Annotated in this window: 18 protein-coding genes; 5 read left to right on the top strand and 13 right to left on the bottom strand. The window is 54.9% G+C overall.

The genetic code is table 11. The features are described 5' to 3' along the window. The first annotated feature begins 20 nt into the window (after positions 1-20). Positions 21-1,220: an SO2930 family diheme c-type cytochrome gene (locus tag EUZ85_RS15620; protein WP_127970162.1), complete on the top strand. Its 1,200-nt coding sequence runs from the start codon at positions 21-23 to the stop codon at positions 1,218-1,220. A gap of 116 nt (positions 1,221-1,336) precedes the next feature. Here the strand turns inward: EUZ85_RS15620 and EUZ85_RS15615 are convergent, their stop codons facing one another. Together EUZ85_RS15615 and EUZ85_RS15610 are read right to left on the bottom strand one after the other, a co-directional pair. Beyond that, positions 1,337-2,386 (bottom strand): AraC family transcriptional regulator, encoded by a 1,050-nt coding sequence (locus EUZ85_RS15615; RefSeq protein WP_127970161.1) that lies wholly within the window; start codon positions 2,384-2,386, stop codon positions 1,337-1,339. A 349-nt stretch (positions 2,387-2,735) separates the two neighbouring features. After that, the gene (locus tag EUZ85_RS15610; RefSeq protein ID WP_127970160.1) at positions 2,736-4,238 is read right to left on the bottom strand and encodes a hypothetical protein; all 1,503 of its coding nucleotides are present in this window, start codon (positions 4,236-4,238) and stop codon (positions 2,736-2,738) included. 560 nt (positions 4,239-4,798) lie between these two features. Here EUZ85_RS15610 and EUZ85_RS15605 point away from each other — a divergent pair. Beyond that, the gene (locus tag EUZ85_RS15605; RefSeq protein ID WP_127970159.1) at positions 4,799-6,394 is read left to right on the top strand and encodes an ABC-F family ATPase; all 1,596 of its coding nucleotides are present in this window, start codon (positions 4,799-4,801) and stop codon (positions 6,392-6,394) included. Positions 6,395-6,462: 68 nt separating this feature from the next. Here the strand turns inward: EUZ85_RS15605 and EUZ85_RS15600 are convergent, their stop codons facing one another. Continuing rightward, a complete protein-coding gene (locus EUZ85_RS15600) occupies positions 6,463-7,227 on the bottom strand; it encodes a trans-aconitate 2-methyltransferase (protein WP_127970158.1) in 765 nt (254 codons plus the stop codon). Positions 7,228-7,365: 138 nt separating this feature from the next. On the opposite strand from EUZ85_RS15600, the gene EUZ85_RS15595 reads away from it, so the two are divergent. The 3 genes from EUZ85_RS15595 to EUZ85_RS15585 all read left to right on the top strand — a co-directional run bounded on the left by EUZ85_RS15595 (position 7,366) and on the right by EUZ85_RS15585 (position 10,290). Beyond that, a complete protein-coding gene (locus EUZ85_RS15595; RefSeq protein ID WP_127970157.1) occupies positions 7,366-7,686 on the top strand; it encodes a hypothetical protein in 321 nt (106 codons plus the stop codon). A 185-nt stretch (positions 7,687-7,871) separates the two neighbouring features. Then, positions 7,872-9,335, top strand: coding sequence for a hypothetical protein (locus EUZ85_RS15590; protein WP_127970156.1), 1,464 nt, complete (start codon positions 7,872-7,874; stop codon positions 9,333-9,335). Between the two features lie 370 nt (positions 9,336-9,705). Next, the gene (locus EUZ85_RS15585) at positions 9,706-10,290 is read left to right on the top strand and encodes a hypothetical protein (RefSeq protein ID WP_127970155.1); all 585 of its coding nucleotides are present in this window, start codon (positions 9,706-9,708) and stop codon (positions 10,288-10,290) included. A gap of 166 nt (positions 10,291-10,456) precedes the next feature. Here the strand turns inward: EUZ85_RS15585 and EUZ85_RS15580 are convergent, their stop codons facing one another. From EUZ85_RS15580 to EUZ85_RS15535, 10 genes are all read right to left on the bottom strand, one after another. Beyond that, complete coding sequence (locus EUZ85_RS15580; protein ID WP_011397673.1) at positions 10,457-10,957, bottom strand: hypothetical protein; 501 nt, start codon at positions 10,955-10,957, stop codon at positions 10,457-10,459. 77 nt (positions 10,958-11,034) lie between these two features. Continuing rightward, a complete protein-coding gene (locus tag EUZ85_RS15575) occupies positions 11,035-11,589 on the bottom strand; it encodes a sugar O-acetyltransferase (protein WP_127970154.1) in 555 nt (184 codons plus the stop codon). Positions 11,590-11,698: 109 nt separating this feature from the next. Continuing rightward, on the bottom strand, positions 11,699-11,854 hold the full coding sequence (locus EUZ85_RS15570) for a hypothetical protein (RefSeq protein WP_241567049.1): 156 nt from the start codon (positions 11,852-11,854) through the stop codon (positions 11,699-11,701). A gap of 108 nt (positions 11,855-11,962) precedes the next feature. Continuing rightward, complete coding sequence (locus EUZ85_RS15565) at positions 11,963-12,445, bottom strand: hypothetical protein (protein WP_127970153.1); 483 nt, start codon at positions 12,443-12,445, stop codon at positions 11,963-11,965. A gap of 33 nt (positions 12,446-12,478) precedes the next feature. Continuing rightward, on the bottom strand, positions 12,479-14,281 hold the full coding sequence (locus EUZ85_RS15560; RefSeq protein WP_127970152.1) for a papain-like cysteine protease family protein: 1,803 nt from the start codon (positions 14,279-14,281) through the stop codon (positions 12,479-12,481). After that, on the bottom strand, positions 14,262-15,563 hold the full coding sequence (locus EUZ85_RS15555) for a hypothetical protein (protein ID WP_127970151.1): 1,302 nt from the start codon (positions 15,561-15,563) through the stop codon (positions 14,262-14,264). The genes EUZ85_RS15560 and EUZ85_RS15555 overlap by 20 nt, the downstream gene beginning before the upstream one ends. A 101-nt stretch (positions 15,564-15,664) precedes the next feature. Next, a complete protein-coding gene (locus tag EUZ85_RS15550) occupies positions 15,665-16,426 on the bottom strand; it encodes a hypothetical protein (RefSeq protein WP_127970150.1) in 762 nt (253 codons plus the stop codon). Next, positions 16,413-16,787, bottom strand: a complete 375-nt coding sequence (locus tag EUZ85_RS15545; protein WP_127970149.1) for a hypothetical protein — start codon at positions 16,785-16,787, stop codon at positions 16,413-16,415. The genes EUZ85_RS15550 and EUZ85_RS15545 overlap by 14 nt, the downstream gene beginning before the upstream one ends. 18 nt (positions 16,788-16,805) lie before the next feature. Beyond that, positions 16,806-16,991: a hypothetical protein gene (locus EUZ85_RS15540; protein WP_127970148.1), complete on the bottom strand. Its 186-nt coding sequence runs from the start codon at positions 16,989-16,991 to the stop codon at positions 16,806-16,808. Then, complete coding sequence (locus EUZ85_RS15535; protein WP_127970147.1) at positions 16,988-19,102, bottom strand: hypothetical protein; 2,115 nt, start codon at positions 19,100-19,102, stop codon at positions 16,988-16,990. Before EUZ85_RS15535 ends, EUZ85_RS15540 begins: the two co-directional genes overlap by 4 nt.

Below are 19,102 nucleotides of genomic sequence, written 5' to 3'. Positions count from 1 at the left end.
AGTAAAGAGTTGAGGCGCTTATGCAAAACAATAAAAAAGCCGCTATTTGTGGCGGCGTGCTGTGGATAATGACCGGAGTGATCGCCGGCTGCAGTAGCGGTGGCGACGGAACCGCCGACAGTGGCGGCTCCACCGCCAAAGAAGCAGGCGTGTGTGGCGAGAGCGGCGATGGGGTGAACTGGAACGCGCTGGCTTCCACCAATTGCCGCTACCTGTCCAGTTATCGCCTGTTCAGCGGCGCGGACCCGACGCAAACCACAGGCGGGACTGGCGTCGTATATGACCTCGCCACCCCCCTGTTTACGGATTATGCAAGCAAATACCGCGTGGTGTACGTTCCTGAAGGTAAACAGGCCCAGTACAGCGCACAGGAAATCATCGATTTCCCCGAAGGAACCGTCATTACCAAAACCTTTGCGTTGCCAACGGATACGGCGAACCGCGGACTGGATAATGAGCGATTATTGGAAACCCGTCTGTTGATCCGTCGCGCCAGCGGCTGGGTCGCCCTGCCCTATATCTGGGACGCCAACGAGGACGATGCGGAGCTGAGCGTGGCGGGAGGCAATTACGCCGCAACGCTGGTGCATAACGGGGTCCAGCAAAGTTTCACTTATCAGGTTCCCGACACCAACAAGTGCAAGCAATGCCATCAGTTTAAGACGGAGTCCGGCTCCCGCTTTGTTCCCCTGGGGCCCAAAGCGCGTCAGCTTAACTGGACCTACACTTACGCCGACGGCGCCGCCAACCAGCTCGCCTACTGGAAACAGAAAGGCATTCTTGCCGGTCTGCCGGATGATCTGTCCAGCATAGACAGCGTCCCCAACTATAGCGACGCGGACGCTTCCAATCTGGCGGGTTATTCCGACGATCAGATCCATCGTCTGGCGAAAGGTTATCTGGACATTAACTGCGCGCATTGCCATCGTCCCGAAGGCGGCGCGTCGAACACCGGCCTCAGCCTGGAGTTCTGGCGCAGCTTCGCGGACTACCAAAGTCAGCACGGCGTTTGCAAACAGCCCGTGGCTTACGGCGGCGGCGCATTGAGTTACGACATAGAGCCGGGATCGCCGGACGCCTCCATCATCAACTTCAGAATGGCGTCCGACCAGCCTGGCGACAAGATGCCGGAAATCGGCCGGCAGCTTGTGCACCAGGAAGGACAGGCGCTGATACATGAATGGATCGCACGAATGGCGACCAACGACTGCGTAGATTAAGCCCTTGCGTGCGCCGATAATTCAGGTTAAAAACTGACAACCGGCTGCGCATGCGCGCCAGACGACAAAAATTTTATAAAAACAGTCGCTAAACCAGTTTTTGCGACACCCTAGAGCTAAATCGAACGGACTGCCCCCGGGGGCAGTCCCAGCCATTTCTTGAACGCATGCCGAAAGTTGGCGACCTCCGTAAACCCCAGCCTGTCTGCAATATCATCCACCGCCAGCGCTTCTTCCTGTAACAGCGCAATCGCCTGCTGGCACCGTATTCGATTGAGCAGCCGCTGATAATTGATCCCCGCCGTCGCCAGCCGGCGCCGCAAAGTGCGTGGACTCATATTGAGTCGCCTGGCGATTTCCGGTAACTCAGGAAAGCCGCGACTGGCGTAAAGCATGTCGCTGATGCGCTGCACCAGACTGGTCTCATCCCAAGCGGTGGACTGCAGATAGGTCGGCTGCTCCCGCATCGGCGCCGCATCGGGTAAACACACCCGCACAGGCTGCTCCAACAAGCGCACGTCAAACGCCCATTCGATGAAAGGCTGCGAAAAACGCAATTGATCGCCGAATACCAGACGATATATTTTTTGGTCCGTCGGCGGTTCTCGCGTAAAAGACACATAGCGCAATGGAAAGTCGAACCCGGCCACTTCTCTGGCGACAGTGAAAAAAGCAGCGATACAGATCTCCATCAGGAAATCGAGCGTCTCGTGATCCAGACCGCTGACATTGTAATGCCGCACCACCACCTGATCGCCCTGTAAGGTGAGCGATTTATCCATCACCACGCCGAGCTGATCATAGTTGCGCTCCACCAACACCAGAGCTTCGCCCAGCGTCCGACAGGTCGCCACCTGTACGCCGATTTCCCCCAGACTGGCCAGCGTGTAGGACTGCCCGATGGCGCATCCCAAACCGGGAGTGGCGTAACGCTCGCGCACCAGATCCAGCGTTTGCAGCAATCGATGAGTGGGCATGGAAGGCTCTTCCCACAAGCGCTCCCAGTCCAGCCCCACCTGCTTCAAAACAGACTCCACAAACTCGACGTCGCCCCACTCCTCCAGGCACGCCAGGATATTGCGTAACTCATAACTGGGATAAGGCTGATCGCCGATCACCGACTGCGTGAAAAATCCCTGCTCCAACTCCTTAGATATTGCGTTCACAGTACTCCCTGCCCCCTTCCATTGTTGTTATCGATAGCTTCTAAAAACCTATCGCGGCGGCTGAATACTGAATGTCCGCAATACTGCAGGTTATAACCGGCCGCACATCGACCGATAAAACAGTTAACTGAACGTTATTCAGAAGAGATCATGCACCCTCGCCGTGAAATCAGGCAAAAGCTTTTTGGCGGAGGGTTGGAGAATTGCGACCTGGGTCAAATCAATCAAGGGCGCCATAGAAGCAGGAAAGCAAGCCGCCTCTTCGCGAGGCGGCTGTATTAAAGGGTTAAAATCCGATTAACAGGCTGGTTACTCACTCATACGGATGAATAAACGCACCGCCAACTTCTTACTCAAAGGTAACAGCATGCTCCGCCGGGGAGTGTTTAGCATCCACACGCCTTACTAGCTCGCCACGATCGTTATAATCGTAGTCAGTGATAAGACCGTTTTTGTCCGTCACGGTATCCAGGTACCCATTCACGTCATAGGTGTAAAGCGCTTCAGAGGTAGCGCAACTGCTGGACGCGTCGCCATCCACTCGCACGACCTTGCGAACGCCATAGATAGTTTCAAAGAAGTAAGTGGTTTGCTTGTCCTGATCACGGGTGACAGTGACGGAATCGTCTTCGTTATACACAATGGTATAGCTATCCGCGTTATTTACAGATACAGCGGATTGCGTTCTTCCTTGCTCGTCGTAAGTCCAGGTTGCTATCGATGCGTCAGAGCCGTCAGTTACGCCGGTAATGTGATGAGAGTATTTAGCGTTTTCATAATGGTAACGTTTCAGTAGAACCGGAGACGCTTCAGCATTGTCCTTACGAGAAACCGACACAAAGTTAATTTTCGCGTCAAACTCGTATACAAATTCTTGTCCATTGGGAGCAACCACCGAACTCAACAAAGCGCCTTGATAGAAGAGTTGCAGTTTCTTCCCGCTGGTAGCGGCGATTTCCTGTACAAGATCGGTTTTAGGATAGTAAGACAGGGATACTCCTTCCCCTGAAGCATTGCTCACGGACAACAGTCTTCCGGTATTGTCATAAACCTCGACCAGACCGTCGCGTTTCACTTCCCACATGTTCAGCCCGGAGTCACCCTTGAAAAGACGCAGGCTGACATTGACGTCAGGATCGCTCACCCATTTATCGCCATCCAGAGTGAATGAATACGCTTGCCCCTCGTCTGAAACGACTTCGGCGATCTTTACCTTGTTAACGTTTCGATAATTGACCCGTCTGGAGTAGGCATTACGCCACCCTGACACAGTGTTGATGTCCGCATAGGCCTGGCTTGAGTACATGCGGGAGAAAAACAGCAAGGAATTATCGGCATCCAGATAGTCCACTTCCCGCAAGAATGTTTCGCCAACGCCAAGACTGACAGAGTCCGCCACTGTAGGACAGCTGTCAGGGCGATTCTTGTCTGGTATCACGCCATCCGCCTTACACATTGACCCCAGCTCGGCATAGCCTTGAGGGCAGGCAGGCGTACCATAGATATTGACGCCGCCGTGGCAATCCAAAGCCAATTTGGCGTTGGCGACAATATTGCCGCTTTCTTTAGATCTTAATAAGTAAACACAGTCCAGCTTGCCGTATGGTTTAACTTTATAATAGCGCTTATAAAGCTCCCACCAGATATTCAATGCTTCCTGAATCGAATCGCCTTTGGTAATTCCAAGCCCGGTGGACGTATAGTATGGAGGATAAACTTTTGGCGTTACATCAATATCATGGATGGTGGGATCGGCCAACGCGCTGAACGAAAACGCAGTCATGGCGGCCAATGTGGACTTTCGCAGTAGAGACGCATTCTTCAGTGACTTACTGTCTACTTTAGTAATCATATATTTTCCTTAAACTACACCTTGTCAAAGGCTCAGGGACGAAGAAGACCCATATGGCTGACAGCGAGCAAGTTACGCCCACAGAGAGCCTGCTTTGTAGCCAATCCAATAGGTCTGGGTTACAACGGGGAGGAACTCATTAACAAGCTAGCGCGCCTGCAATAGATTAATTAAAAACGGACTGGCTTGATGCATTTCCATGCGATTCCTTGGCCTCCTGGTGAGTGGCCATTCAGTTAAGAAGAGTCAATAAAAGACAGTCCGTCTTGTTTGACGAACTATATAGGGATTTATATTTTTAGATTAATTTCTTTCAGCACTGTGATCAACTTACATTTCCCAAACTTTTGTAACCAAAATGCAACTACAATCCATTTAGAAGCATTTACCAATTAATCAATACACCCTTACACAAATTAACAAAATATTTCCGATAAATGCTTTCTAAATCAGCGTCGCATAAAAAGGCCTTTCACACATTATCACACCACCACACTTGGCCCTAAGCGGCGATTGCTCTATCATGCGCGACCGTTTCTGTTTATTTCCTGGACAATGCTGTGATTAGTACCGCGAACATTACCATGCAATTCGGCTCCCGGCCGCTGTTTGAAAACGTCTCCGTCAAATTCTCACCCGGTGGCCGCTACGGTTTGATCGGAGCGAATGGCTGCGGGAAGTCGACGTTTATGAAAATCCTTGGCGGCGATTTGAGCCCCACCGCCGGCGTCGTGTCCATTGAACCCAACGCCCGCGTAGGTAAGCTGCGTCAGGATCAGTTCGCTTATGAGAATTACTCCGTGATCGACACCGTCATCATGGGTTATCCCGAGCTGTGGGAAGTGAAACGTGAGCGGGATCGCATCTACAGCCTGCCGGAAATGAGCGATGAGGATGGCATGAAAGTCGCTGACCTGGAAGGCGCCTTCGCAGAGATGGACGGCTACACCGCCGAGTCCCGCGCGGGTGAATTGTTGATTGGCGTCGGCATTCCCGTCGAGCAGCATTATGGCCTGATGAGTGCGGTCGCTCCCGGTTGGAAGTTACGGGTTCTGCTGGCGCAAGCGCTGTTTTCCGATCCAGACGTGCTGCTGCTCGATGAGCCGACCAACAACCTGGACATCAACACCATCCGCTGGCTGGAAGATGTGTTGAACGCCAGAAACAGCACCATGATTATTATTTCCCACGACCGTCACTTCCTGAACAGCGTCTGCACGCACATGGCGGATGTGGATTACGGCGAGATTCGCCTCTACCCCGGCAACTACGACCAGTATATGGCCGCCTCGACACTGGCCCGGTCGCAGCTGCTGGCTGAGAATGAGAAGAAGCAGGCGCAGCTGGACGACCTGGCGCAGTTCGTCGCCCGCTTCTCCGCCAACGCCTCCAAAGCCAAACAGGCGACCTCCCGCGCTCGTCAGATGGAGAAAATCCAGCTATCGGAAGTTAAAGCTTCCAGCCGGGTTAACCCCTATATCCGCTTCAACCAGGAAAAGAAACTGTTCCGCCTGGCGCTGGAAGTGGAAGGTCTCAGCAAAGGCTATGAAGATCTCAGCCTGTTCAAAAAGCTGGACATGATGATTGAAGTCGGTGAAAAAGTCGCCGTTCTGGGCGCCAACGGCGCGGGTAAAACGACGCTGATGCGCTGCCTGATGAATGAAGTCAAGCCGGACGCAGGCGTCGTGAAGTGGTCGGAAGGCGCGTCCATTGGTTACTACGCACAGGATCATGCGGCTGATTTCGCTGAAGACATGAGCTTATTCGAGTGGATGAGCCAATGGCGCCAACCCAAAGATGATGATCAGGTGATTCGCGGCATTCTGGGACAGCTGCTGTTTTCCGGCGATGAGATCAAGAAATCGGTCACCAAAATCTCCGGAGGCGAACAGGGCCGCATGCTGTTTGGAAAAATCATGCTGCAACGCCCCAACATCGTCGTCATGGATGAGCCCACCAACCACTTGGACATGGAGTCCATCGAATCCCTCAACTTCTCTCTGGAGAAGTTCGAAGGCACCGTCGTTTTCGTCAGCCACGACCGCGAATTCGTCTCCTCACTCGCCACGCGAATCATCGACATCACACCTAACGGCGTGATCAATTTCGCCGGTACTTATGATGAATACCTGCGCTCTCAGGGCATGGACGTATAAGTCAAACAGAAAGGGGCTGAAGTTTATTTCCGCCCCTTTTGATTTTTCCGCAAGCAAGCCTTTCCTGATTAACCCACCCGAACCAGAAACAGCTGGCTCTCGTAGCTCAACTCAATATTTCCGTCTTGCATATACTGGTTCAGCAACGCATCCAGGCTTTGTAGAAAGTGTGTTTCGTCCGCCGCCAGTGCGCGTTGCGCCTGTGTTGAAGAGCGGCTCATGCCGACGAAGGCTGAGGCGGGAATGGACATCGTCCAGTAGTGTGAGTGCAACGCCACCGCATCACGCGGACAGGTAAACGCGTCTGCGATCTCCCCCTGAAAATCGAAACTCCGATAGTGGCGGCTGTATCCTGGACTGTATGTCTCCAGTAAGCTTTCGTAGCCATCCAGGAACGGGCTGTTTTGATAGTGGCGATTATTTTGAATGACGGCGAATACGCCATCGGAAGATAGCGCCTGTCGAGTCGCCGCCAGCATTTGGGGACGGTCCATCCACTGAAAGGATTGCGCCGCCAGTATCAGATCAAGCTTCGGTAATGTCGGGATGACTTCCTCCGCCTTTCCCATGCGCCAATCCACATCAGGAAACTTGCGCCGCCCCTGCGCAATCATGTCAGCGGAAATATCCACCGCATAATAACGATGCTGATTACCCAGTATCGGCATCAGCCCTTCCAGTGCGATGCCCGTTCCCGCCCCGACATCCGCAATGTTCAAGGAGTCGCGCTCAGGCAAGGCGTCCTTGATAATCCCCATTAACGCCTGAGGATAACGGGGGCGATACAGATCATAGTCTTCTGCAAGACCATCGAATTTTTCCTTGGTCATCATGGCATTCCTTTATGAGTAAAAAAGCGAAGCGATTATAAACTCTTTTGCAATGACCGCGACCTTGCGCGATAGAATAGCCCCATCCCAGGCATGTATTGCATGCAACCACTCTCGTGCGAATTGGAGCCCATTTTATCCATGACCAAAGCAAACGTTTATCTATCCATCCTGTCCAGGTTACGAGTAGTCATCGCGGTTGGGTTCACCTGCCTCGCGTTGGTCACTGCCGCCCACAGCATAAACGCGTTATTGTTTGACGAGAGCATCGGCGCCGCCAAGAGCATAGGGAGCAATTTGCTGCTGACAGAAGGCTTGCTGATCCTGTCCGCATTATTCGCCTCCAACGCCAGATCAGTCGTAGCAAGGCCTGTTTTTTACGCGCTGACTTTACCGGCCCTGCTGGTTGGCGTTCCGTTATTACTTACACTGATCGTGTCGGCGGCTGGCGCTTACTTATAACGGAAAAGCTCTCAAAAAACTCCTGCACACCTCCTGCGCGACTAGTGACCAGCGGTCATTTACATGACATTTTTCTTGTTATTCAAACCACTAGACGGTAGATTGCTTCGCCTTCCCATCGCGGTTGGCGCCCACAGAACCATTCACTTCCGGTATCGCCGCCGCTTAATACAAGGAGTACTTCTGTGACAAAAGGCATCGTTACTTTCGCCTCCCTGCTCTCTCTGCTTTCCCTCGCGGCGTGCGGCGGAGGTTCTGGAAGCTCAGGCGGAGCGGCAGGTCAGACAAACACGCCAGAACCTGCTGAAGTGGTCGACCCTGGTCCGGCGACAGGACAGTTTCCTGACAGCGCCATGTGGTCCGGCCGTGCGAACTATCGCAATATTTCTTCTGACATCAGAAATCAGATAACGAAGGTCGCACACGGACCTGACGGCTCCGTCTGCTACACCTATGCCCAAAGCACTGCAGACAACACATGGACAAGCAAGCTGGAGTGTCTTGCACCGCAGGGAGATCTGCTGTTCAGCAAAGAACAGGATGGGCTGACCGCCTTCAAAGACATTGCGTTTACACCTCTTGGGAATTTGATAACGGTGGGACTGCAACCTGCCGGTCCTGAGCTGCCGGCCAATCCCGAGCGCAGTTATGTCGTGCTCAGCAAGTTCTCCATGCAAGGCGACGCCCTGGCGGAAACCCGTCTGGTCGACGCGCCGGATGCAGCAGACCTGATTGAGTACGATGTTCAGGAAGACGGGACGATCACCACGATTCCCGTCGCGGATTTGAACTACGGAAACTATCCCACACTTCCTAATAACGCACAGCTTTCCATCAAAGTGGAGGCTAACGCCGTATATCTTCTTGCCTATACGTACGGGATCAAGGTATACGCCATGAACCTGAACTTATCCCAGTCCTGGGATCATCAGGTTATGCCCACCCATTTCGCGATGTGGCGCAGAGTCAGACCGCTTCTCGCCAGGATAGCGGTCTCGGAAGGAGATGATCGCATCGCCGTCGCCTTTGAGACCAAGGACGCCTTCATACCCGTCTATGAGCAGCACTTTGGCCGTATGCTGCAACAGAGCAACCTCAATGAAGGCGACAATGATGAAGACATCGCCGTCACGCTGTTGACCACCCAGGGCCACTATCTGGATACACTGCTGCTGGATAAACAGTTTGACGAATCTTTGGGTGGAGTTGTCGTGCAGAATGGCGAAATTTGGATTGGCGGCGACGCCGCCGTGCAAAAACCAGGCGGGGGCATTGAAAGAGACTTCTTTTTAGCTGAGTTCGCATCAGACGGAAACCTGCATAACTACAAATTAATCGACCATAAACAGGACGAGGCGGCCGTCGATTTCCAGGCGCTGGATATTGGTAAATTTCTGTTTGCCGGTTCAACAAGCTCGGCTAACGGCGTCACGGCCGGCCTGTTGCTGCAAGTTACAAACGCGGCGAAAAAGCTGAGATTCACAGAATTCAGCGCCGCCCAGTCAGCCCATATCGCTGCGGCCTCTCCCCTCGGTAATAGTCAAATTCTGTTCGGAATGGTTTATGACCAGACCGACATGAACTTGACCTGTGGCGCTGGCGGAGCCCAATGCAATGGCAAATCCGTTATTGGCGTTGCAGGACAATAAAGACTCCTTTCCGGCGCTCGTACAGAGCGCCGCACTCCCTTTGATACACTTACGCAAATCAATATTTAAACCCCTATATACAATACGTTAATACCGATACACTTACATAATTACCACATATCGTTTTTCATAATTGATTCGCATCAAATCGCCTTTTATATAACCGCATATTTTTAATTTTTCGTCATTTATTTTCAGCGACTCGTAGAAAATACGATAGGCGGATTTATTTTCCCTTCTTACAATGCGCGCCGTTGCAGTCAATGAGTTTTATATATTCTAACTCCTGTTCTGGTCAGACTATATTCTGCTCATTTATTGCCAAAATATTTCAATATATGGAAATTAAAATTACAGGTTAGAGGTAACAATGAGATTAATTAAACTGGCTCTGCTTTCATGTCTTTGTATTTTCACTCTGCCCGCGTTTGCGGAAGGTAAAACCGATGCGTTGATCTGCACCATGGATATCAACGTCTGGGGCAACGCCAGTATCTGCCAGTGCCCTGAAGACGAGGTGTACAGCGAAGTCACCGGCACCTGTCTGACTCAAACTGCTTACAACGACCTTGGCAGACAAGGCCGCTATCCTCAGGTCTGCACCCGTGATCTGGGCGCATGGGGCGCTCCCAGCCACTGCTCTTGTGACGAAGGCCGCGTTTACTCTGAAGAAAGCGGCGCCTGCGTGACTGACGTAACGCCAAACATCGTCACGCTGAGCGGCAAACTAGTCGTCACCAAGCCTGCTAAAGACATTCGTTTCGCCGATATCAGCCTGCGTACGCCAGAAGGCGGTAACTACCTGCTGAACTTCAGCATCAACCAGCAAGACGCGATGAAGCTGGACGGTCTGTGGGTGGAAATCGTGGGTGAGAAAGTGTATCTGCGCGAAGGTTCCATGAACTCTCAAGCAGGTACTTTAATCACAGTACAAGACATTTACTGGCTGGATTAATGATTAGATCCAGACAGGATCTATAAGAAAGAAAAAGCAGATTCGATGATATTCGTCTCTGCTTTTTCGCTATTTAAACCTAAATGTCGACCTGTCTCAAAAATGAATCAAATATGAAAAGTAGAAATATATATTGAAAAAGAAACTCATCACCAATAAAAGCCTGCTATATCTCTTCCATAAAATCTTCAATGACTTCCGGACTTAGTTCCATTATCGCTTCCGCCATTGCAGCCTCACCATGTACAACCGCCATTACAGCAGCCAACACTCTCACGCCGACTTCATCTTTCGGTTTCGCCTTGGCGGCGAGGCCCGGCAACATGGCGATGGCGTTGTGATAGCCCTCCTCCAGTTCCGCCGACAAATCAGGCCCATGACCATGAAGCCGGGTGATTTCTATTGATACGGGCAACAGAAAGAAGTCTATCGGCGCTTCCTGGGGATTCCGGCTCAGGATATCGACGATATGAGGAACCGCCGCATAGGATGCGGTATAAACGTCCCCCTGATGACAGAGCGCATTCCAAAGCGAGAAATAGGGTTCTGATTCAAAGGTATCCGACGGCGGCATTTTCGCCAGCTCTCGCAGCATGTCCGGAATATCTCCCGCCTCGCCGAATGCATGCGATAACTGCGCCCATCGTTCCCGATTCAATTCCAGCATAATATTCCCCCTCCGGCGCCAACGCCTTTGCGGCGCATGTTGTTCTTACCGTATGGGGTCCGGGCTTGGCCACGAACCTACGGTATGTCTCTTATCACTCTAGCCGGATTTCCCGCGATCACCACATTATTCCCAAAGCTTTTGGTCACCACCGCGCCAGAGGCGATGACTACGTTATCCCCCAAGGTGACGCCCGGATTGATCGTCGCATGTCCGCCGATCCAGCAGTTGTGGCCGATAGTGACGGGCAAGGCGAATTCTTTGCCGCTGTTGCGCTCCACGGGATCGATAGGATGGGTGGCGGTATAGATGCCCACTTGGGGCGCAATCAGACAGTTGTCGCCAATACGCACCTCCGCCACATCCAGAATGACGCAACCAAAGTTGGCGTAGAAGTTTTCACCCACATGGATATGGCGACCGTAGTCACAGTTGAAAGAAGACTCGATGAAAATGTTCTCTCCAGTGGTCCCAAACAGCTCTTTGACCAGACGCCTGCGCGCATCCGGCTCTACCGCGCTGATGGAATTCAGTTGCTCCGTCAGCAAACGCGCGCTCAGGCGCATTTCCACCAGTTCAGGATCAGTCGGGTCATAGAGCTGACCCGCCAGCATTTTCATCTTTTCCGACATAGAGATTCCTTGAGTGAGTTCTTTATGCGCGACACAAGCTGCGCGGATTGGAATTCACTATATCGGACAAATTCGTGGAAAAGGAACCCTCAAGCGCGAGGACTCCAGGTCAATCCGGTATCTCAGGCTCCACCAGTTTCGCCAAGTGTTCCAAAGACTCCTGCCAGCCCAGGTAGCAAGCTTCCAAGGGGATCATTTCCGGTATGTTCTCCTGAGTGATATGCACCTTACCGACAAACCCATTCGGCGACAGCCATCTGGCCATCGCATCCGGATCAAGAAAAGCGCGATAGATTTTTCCGACGTCGTACGCAATACGCGGTGGAGGCGGACAGTGTTTCCAGACATCACACTTACCTTGGTATAAATGAAACTACGTAAAGAGTGAAACAATAAATTCAACAATAGAGATAACTATATCTTGGAATGACTTACCTGCTTTAACACCTAATAATGCTATGACAAGATTGGATAAAGTACCCACTAAGAAAGTTGCCATAAGTTCATTTCCCCAAATTCTTTTGGCAACTTTCAGATCAATATCACTAAGCCCATCTATGCTTTCCGGAAGCGATATCACGTTAGCCCAGACCTGCCATTTTGAGGCAACTTTGAAAGCAAGCCAGCCCCCCACGACTATTGGCTTATCATCCCATAGCACACAATAAAATAAGATTCGCTCAAGGCATCCTAAAATATAGCCCCCTTCATTTCCTCCTATAAACCTCCGCCAGTCCTCGTTTACACTCAATTCTTGGTTGCTATGTCTTATTTCCTTTCCAACCCTACTCACCAGATACGCAGTAACTCTGCCAAGCAAGATCGTAATTAACGCCCCCAAGAGAAATGCAAGCATACGTATTCAGATTTCCCCTTAATACTTACACAATCACCCATTCGGCGGCATACCAGGAACCCAGGTGCTCCAGAGTTCCCAGGTGACGATGAAGGCGTCGCTGTTGGTGGAGATGTCGAAGCGCCAGCCCATGGGTTCTGAGCCGAAGATGGCGAAGACGAATTCGACGCTGGAGGCCGGCAGGATGATGGACTGTTTGGTCTGCCCCGCCTGATCGGTAATGGTGATGGTGGTTCCCAGCACGTTGGCGTTGCGGATTTTGAACCACATGCCCTGCCCGCCCTGCACGCGCAACGAAGTATTGCTGTTCCAGGTTCCAGAGGTAAGCAACCGATAATTGGCGGGATTGCTGGGCGCTTCCATGGCGATGGAGTGGCCCACGTAGGCGGAGAAACTCTGCGCCGCCGGATTACGCATCCAGTCTGGCAGACTGGGCAAGTGGGCGATGTAGATGGGCGCTTTGTAGCTCATCTCCTGGCCCGCCAGGGTGGCCTGTTTCTGCTCAAACTGGCGATAGGTTTCCGTGTATTGAGAACCGCGATTGGATGGACGGAAGCTGCTCATGCCCTGCTCCCAGGGATCATTGATATGCAGAATCGTGCCGTCCGGCGTGCCGTCGCCATGGATGCCGGTGATCACTCGGATATGCGGGCCGGGCTCCGCCGTGGCGATCCATAGCGGTCCATAATTGCGCAGCAGATCGACGAAAGCTTCGATCATGTAGGATTGCGGCGCTTCTGGGGTGAAGCCCCACACATTCATCACCCGCAGATCCTCGGGATGCAGGCCGTTCTGATACTGCGACCAATAGCCCACCGCTCTGGCGATTTCAGAGGGATCAATGCTTATTTGCTCGCGCCAGCCCACAATCATGGCGAATCCCGCCGCCCAGCAGGAGAAGCCGGTTTGTTGCGGCACCAGCTGCACGTTATAACGCACATCAAAGGACTGATTCATCGCCATCGCCTGCCGGTGCGCAGCCAGCGCGTCGGTATAGTCAAAAGCGCGGCTGTGCCCAAAAGCCGCTGGAGCACTGAAACTGCGGGACGGAGCTGGAAGACTGCGACCGTAGGACATCGCCCGCTGTTCGCTCACCGCGTCCGCCTGCCAATGCACGACCTGAATGCGCATATAACCGGTGCGGCGCACTTCTTCTTCGTACTTGGGAATGAACACGGCGATGGATTCTTCATAGCGTCTGCCGCCCGCCGGATCGACAATCTTGAACTTGGTGTTTTCCGGCGTGCCATCGCCGTGAATGCCAGTGATGATACGGGCGTGTATCGCCCAGGGTTCCCCTGGGGCTTCGTCGGTAGTCACCCACACCGGTCCGTAGTTGCGTAAAAGACCTTCCCAGCCCTCCAGGCTATAGCTTTGCGGCGGCTCCGCCACCAGACCGGAGGTGGATATAAAAGTGGGTTTATCGTCACCAGCCAGACCGCCATTGGCGCGGAATATATTCACCCAGCGCTCGCCCACCGTCGCCAGCGCCTGCTCAATGGTCAACTGACGCTGCGAACGCCAACTCTTCAGCATGGTGAAGACCGTCGCCCAACAGGTCATCCCGGAGGGCTGCGCCATGACCCAGAAATTACCGGGCACGTCATAGCTGATGGCTGAAAAGCTGCGCGCGGCGTGACGTCCCCGCCCCGGCCAACGCGACACACGGGCGCTGAGCCCCTGCCCCACAGGCGGCGCGCTGGGCGCTTGCGGAGTGGGTTGTGGCTGCTGCATACGATCCAGCGCGCTACGCATTTTCTGTTGCTTGTTGGGTTTGGAGCGAGCGGGCGCGCGCGGCGCCAGTGTTTGTTCCAGATCAGCCAGTCGGTTGCTCATTGTCGTCACCTGCTGTTTCTTCAGTGCGGTTTGCCTTGTTGTCTGTTTCGGTTTCCATGATGGGGGCCTGCGATGGACGCTCAGCGCCGATCTCCGCCAGTTCCGCCACCAGATCAAACTCATCCAGATTCATGGGGTCCACGAATGGACTTTGCACAGTCGGCGGCGCCGACGGTTGCGGGGGCTGCGAAGGCGTTTCCTGCAGCTCTCTCTCAAACTGATCAAAACGCTCCTTCAAGGGCACAGCGCCCAAATCGAAGCTGTTCGCATAACGCATGGCCAGCCCCATCTGATCGAAAATATCATGCGTAGGACGAGCGGGCGCCTGATCCTCGCTTTGTGGCGTCCCCGCCATATTTGGCGTCTGAGGCGGTGCGGGTTGCGCCGGTGAAGCCAACGGCGGCTCGGCGGCCCCAGACGCGGCGGGCGCCGAATGCCCAAGAATCGCGGCCAGATCCCGTTCGAAATCGTCTTTCGCCAGCGCCAGTCCCGCATCCAGCGCCTGTTTGCTCGCCGCCGTCACCCGCTGCGGTTGCGAGTCCGCCAGCCAGTTAAGGTCATCCTCTTCCTCCTGCCGACTGACTAAAGCAGGAGGCGCTGCTTGACCGCCGTTGGGCGATTCCGTCCGTAAACTTGGCTGGGACGTTGGCGCGTAGGTGGGCGTGGTATTGGAAGGCGCGGGCGACGCTACAGCGGGGTCAGGCCGAAATAAGTCGTCCGGCGAAGTGGGGCCGCTCAGTGCGCGACTTTGCGATACCGCCTGCGGCTCTTCAAAAGGCTCCACCCGGAAGCGTCCCGTATCTGGCGCGGAGAATTCAGGGGCGTAGGCCAGAGAGCCCGCCGCCGGTTGCGGATAGCCTGTCTGATGGCTTGCCTGGTAGCTTGTTTGATAGCTTGTCTGGTAATTGGGCTGATAACTTTGCGAAGCGCTCCAGGACTGCGCCGCTGGCGCGAAGGGGGGCTGTTCCAGTGCGGGCGCAGGCAGCGATGGCGCCTGCTCCTGATCCATCCGCAACATGGTGCGTTGCGGCGGCTTCTCCGTCATCGCGGGCGCTGAAGGCCGACGTCCCAGCACGCGATCCTCCAGCGCCCTGAGGCTCCGGGTCGGCTGGGCGACGCGTTGACCGCGCACGACCTCGATTTGCTCCCGATACCCAGGAGGCGACGCAGACATGCCCGCTCCCCGTCGTAGGTCTTCACGTTTGAGTCCTCTGGCGTCGCTGCGTTCAGGACGGGCGTCCCGCGCCAGCGATTGCTCCAGTGATCGCAGACTTCGTCCCATAGAGGCGTCCTCTCCGATGGTTCTTATCCAGTCAATATTTGTTTGGCGGGTATCGCTACCGCGCCTCCGTTAGTCTTTTTCCTCTGAACGAAACCTTATCCTCAGGACTGCAGATTCAATTGCATCACCGCATAAGGGTCCAGGGCGATGGCCAGAGCATTGTCGCCATCTTTAAGCGCCTGCCGCGGCACTTTCAGTCGCAACTCGCCGGCGTCCGCATGCAGAACTTCGGCTTTCTGGTTGTTAACCATGGCGGCCGGATAGCTGGCGCTTTGCTGCAAGACAAAGTTACTGCCGCGCAAGGTAAGCTCCACCGCTTCCTCCTGCTCTTTGGCGCTCAACGTCGACAGTTGCGGCGACAATTTGCGCCGCCGCGCCTTGTTGATCAGATTGGCGAGATCGGAATAGTCCAGGCTTTTTTCACCGCCGGTTTTATCCTTCACCACATTCTCAATATTGATATTGCGCCGGCTCAGCTTGTCCAAATCCCGGGTTGAGGTGACGCCGACTTTACGTAGACTGTTCTTCACTTCCTCGTCCATCTCTTCCAGCGTGTCCAATTGCAGATCATCCTTGCTGGGCGGCTCGTTTACGTTTTCGCGAATTTGCCGGTCGGTGATGGAGCCTAGTTGAAAGGAAATCCGCGAGCCGCCGGTCTCGCCGGGTTTCACCATCTGGAACTTCACCTTGCCGTCCTCCAGCACCGGAAAGATATTCAGATCCAGAGCCACATCTTTTACGGTATAGGTCAGCTTGCGCGTCAGCCCCTTCAGGGATAGTGTGTCCTGCGCTTTATCCAGCTCCAGGATCAGCGAGTCCAGAAACTGCTCCAGATTCCAGGATTTGCTTTCACGCGTCGTCATCGTCGTTCAACTCCAGAGTGACCCGCAGTCTGTGCAACACCGGTTGCACGCTGGTTTCGATCCATTGGGTCGGCGGCGCTACCCCCACAGTCAGAACGCCATGCTCATCCCGTCGCGGCTGCAACTCAATGGGCAGATCCAGCGCCAGACGCTCGACATACAAACCCAACAGTTGATCCGGCTGGGCCGGGTCGATATCCAGCGCCAGTTGCGGCGTGAGAAAGTCCTCCAGCATGTCCGCCAGACCAGGAAAGCGGTCTTCCTCAACCAATCCCTGCTGATCGGGCTCCAGCCAGGACTCCCGAGTCTCCTCTGGAGTAATGGCCGCCACATTCGGGTCCGGGGTCATTGCGTCATTCATGGCCATTAAGTTCCCGCCTTAATGCAGACTGCTTCTTAGTGAACGCCTGCGCTGCGGCGGCGTATTTCGCTCCACTTGCACAGGAAACAACGTCACTTTGTCGTTGAACTCCACTTCCAGCCCCTGGAACTGATCCGCGATATCGCGCTCGGAGAACGAGCTGGGGCCAAGCCGGGGGCGCGGCCGGGAATTGTTGTTCTTCATGCTTGTTTCACTCCGACAAAATGCACCATGGCGGGCATGGGGAAGCGTATGCGCTCTTCCGACAGGCCGCTGATTACGCCGTTTTCATCCACATTTCCCGCCCGCACCATCACCAGGGTCTGCATCTTGAAAACGGGAAACGCCCACAATGCGGCGGACTCGCCGGGACGTCCGCGGATTTGCCCCTGATGCTGCGCCGCCTGATTAAAACGCTCGACAAAGTCCGCGCCGTTGAGCGCCTCCAGCGCCGCATCGCTCAGCGCTTGCTGATCCGGCGCCAGTCGCGTCATCAGGTGGTTCAGCGCATACAGGCTGTATTCATAACCGCTGCGTAAACGGATAGTGGCTCGCGGTCCTTCCTGTTCCGTGCGCACGTCCGAATCGAGTCGTGCGTTGCGATTGCGCTCCGGATTGAGGGTCAGGAAGTACCTGCTTTGGATATCCACTCGCCGCGTGTCGCTGTCAAACGGAGCCTCCCACAGGCGATGCCAGTAATCCCGATAGGTTTCCCTGTCGCTCAGAGGGATGAGTTCACCGGTTTCCTCCACCCTGTCAAAACGATAGTCTCCCATCACACTGACGCTGTGCTGCACAGAGGTTCCCCGGCTCTGCCCCTTGCTGTTGCGCCAGATCAGGGTGAGCACGACGATATAATCTTTCTGCGGCGACAAACGCGCCGAGACGTCCCCTTCTATGCGGGGAATGATCTCCAGCGGGCCGGAACTGACATCGCCAACAGGTTCGGCGTCCTCATGCACAATACGCAAATCGTCCGCCTGTTTGATCTGCAACATCAGCTCAGCGTCGCGAATAGGTTGCGGCGTTTCCAGCGATACTGGAAATTGCAGGGGCGCGCCTTGTTGATACAGAGACACTTCCCGCCCGAACACCACTTGCGTTGGCGCATGATCGAGCATCAGGCGCACACTGCGGACGCGCTTGTAGTCGCGCCCGCGGCGAGCGGTCATACCCAGACTCAGTCCCGCCAGCAATTGATGCAGCGCAGGATCGTCCACTCCCGGATTGAGCGCGCGCAGATGTTCCTGCAGTTGCTGGTCGGCCTGTAACCCCAGGCGGGCGAAGTCGGTGATGCCGTTGATGATCTGGCCGGTCATGCGCTGCGGCGCGTCGATGATGCTCTGCACCGTCTGCGGACTCAGCACCTGTTGCAGTAAAGGCATCAATGCAGGCAGCGCCGCCAGTAACGCCGGAGCGACTTGAGCCTGACTGTATTGAGAGCGCGCCAGACTGAGATGACGACGGCGGGGTCCGCGCATCGAGAGCGCGCGGGCGCGGGCGGTCGCACCGCCTTGCGCTGCGGCGCCGGCCTGAATCAATTGCATGATCTGGCGCATGTTTTCGGGAGTGAGTATTTGTTGCGAGGCAGGACCCGCCGCACGCAGAGCCTGTTCCGCCAGATTGGCGATTTGCGCCACCGCGGTCTGGGTTCCGGCGTCCGCACGCGGCGCGCCGCCGGATACGCTGCGCACCACCTGTCCCGCCACTTGTCCCACTGCCGGCGCCACGCCAGCCAGTAAAGAGCCGATCGCCGGCGCCAGCATAGGCAACAGGCTGGGCAGCGCGCCCACAATCGCATCGATGAACATTGGTCGGCTCAAACGCCTTTCCCGTAGATGAAAAGGCGCGTTGTCCACTTGCCGCGCCATGGCTGTCTGTCTTTGATATGCAGGGGATACGGCTGTCATGATGCTGTCCTTTCTGTTTGCCTGTGTCGCCCCTAACGCTAATCCCGCCGGTGGCGGCGGCTCGCCGCCCAGATCACTGAGCAGGGAGACCGGCAAGGTTTCCACCGCAGAGATAGCGGGACCGGCGCCGTTGTCATCCCGGTAGCTGGTGATTTGCAGCGCGCGCTTCTCCCGCGACAGCATGGCGCGGGGGATCACGAACTCGCCGCGCCCCCTCGCCTCCGGCCGCAACGGACCAATCAGGCTGGAGCGCCCGGCCGCGCCGGTCAGTCGCGGCAGTCCGTTGGCGGTCTCGCTCTCACCCTCCCCCAGGCTCCAACGCAGATAACGGTTATGACCAATGTCGAACCGCACTGCGACGCCTTCGGGTCCGGGCTGTATCGCCAGGATCAGCGCCAGCGCCAC

Origin of the sequence: Hahella sp. KA22 (assembly GCF_004135205.1) — a bacterium.
Classification (GTDB): Bacteria; Pseudomonadota; Gammaproteobacteria; order Pseudomonadales; family Oleiphilaceae; genus Hahella.
The sequence above is the reverse complement of the archived record's forward strand: the minus strand, read 5'-3'. Positions and strand labels throughout refer to the sequence as shown.

What these genes read in the sequence shown, in the direction of transcription:
- EUZ85_RS15540 (WP_127970148.1), bottom strand. Translation starts at nt 16,991, where the DNA reads ATGAAGAACAACAATTCCCGGCCGCGCCCCCGGCTTGGCCCCAGCTCG.
- EUZ85_RS15570 (WP_241567049.1), bottom strand. Translation starts at nt 11,854, where the DNA reads ATGGCCAGATGGCTGTCGCCGAATGGGTTTGTCGGTAAGGTGCATATC.
- EUZ85_RS15585 (WP_127970155.1), top strand. Translation starts at nt 9,706, where the DNA reads ATGAGATTAATTAAACTGGCTCTGCTTTCATGTCTTTGTATTTTCACT.
- EUZ85_RS15600 (WP_127970158.1), bottom strand. Translation starts at nt 7,227, where the DNA reads ATGATGACCAAGGAAAAATTCGATGGTCTTGCAGAAGACTATGATCTG.
- EUZ85_RS15560 (WP_127970152.1), bottom strand. Translation starts at nt 14,281, where the DNA reads ATGAGCAACCGACTGGCTGATCTGGAACAAACACTGGCGCCGCGCGCG.
- EUZ85_RS15575 (WP_127970154.1), bottom strand. Translation starts at nt 11,589, where the DNA reads ATGTCGGAAAAGATGAAAATGCTGGCGGGTCAGCTCTATGACCCGACT.
- EUZ85_RS15565 (WP_127970153.1), bottom strand. Translation starts at nt 12,445, where the DNA reads ATGCTTGCATTTCTCTTGGGGGCGTTAATTACGATCTTGCTTGGCAGA.
- EUZ85_RS15555 (WP_127970151.1), bottom strand. Translation starts at nt 15,563, where the DNA reads ATGGGACGAAGTCTGCGATCACTGGAGCAATCGCTGGCGCGGGACGCC.
- EUZ85_RS15610 (WP_127970160.1), bottom strand. Translation starts at nt 4,238, where the DNA reads ATGATTACTAAAGTAGACAGTAAGTCACTGAAGAATGCGTCTCTACTG.
- EUZ85_RS15580 (WP_011397673.1), bottom strand. Translation starts at nt 10,957, where the DNA reads ATGCTGGAATTGAATCGGGAACGATGGGCGCAGTTATCGCATGCATTC.
- EUZ85_RS15620 (WP_127970162.1), top strand. Translation starts at nt 21, where the DNA reads ATGCAAAACAATAAAAAAGCCGCTATTTGTGGCGGCGTGCTGTGGATA.
- EUZ85_RS15550 (WP_127970150.1), bottom strand. Translation starts at nt 16,426, where the DNA reads ATGACGACGCGTGAAAGCAAATCCTGGAATCTGGAGCAGTTTCTGGAC.
- EUZ85_RS15595 (WP_127970157.1), top strand. Translation starts at nt 7,366, where the DNA reads ATGACCAAAGCAAACGTTTATCTATCCATCCTGTCCAGGTTACGAGTA.
- EUZ85_RS15545 (WP_127970149.1), bottom strand. Translation starts at nt 16,787, where the DNA reads ATGAATGACGCAATGACCCCGGACCCGAATGTGGCGGCCATTACTCCA.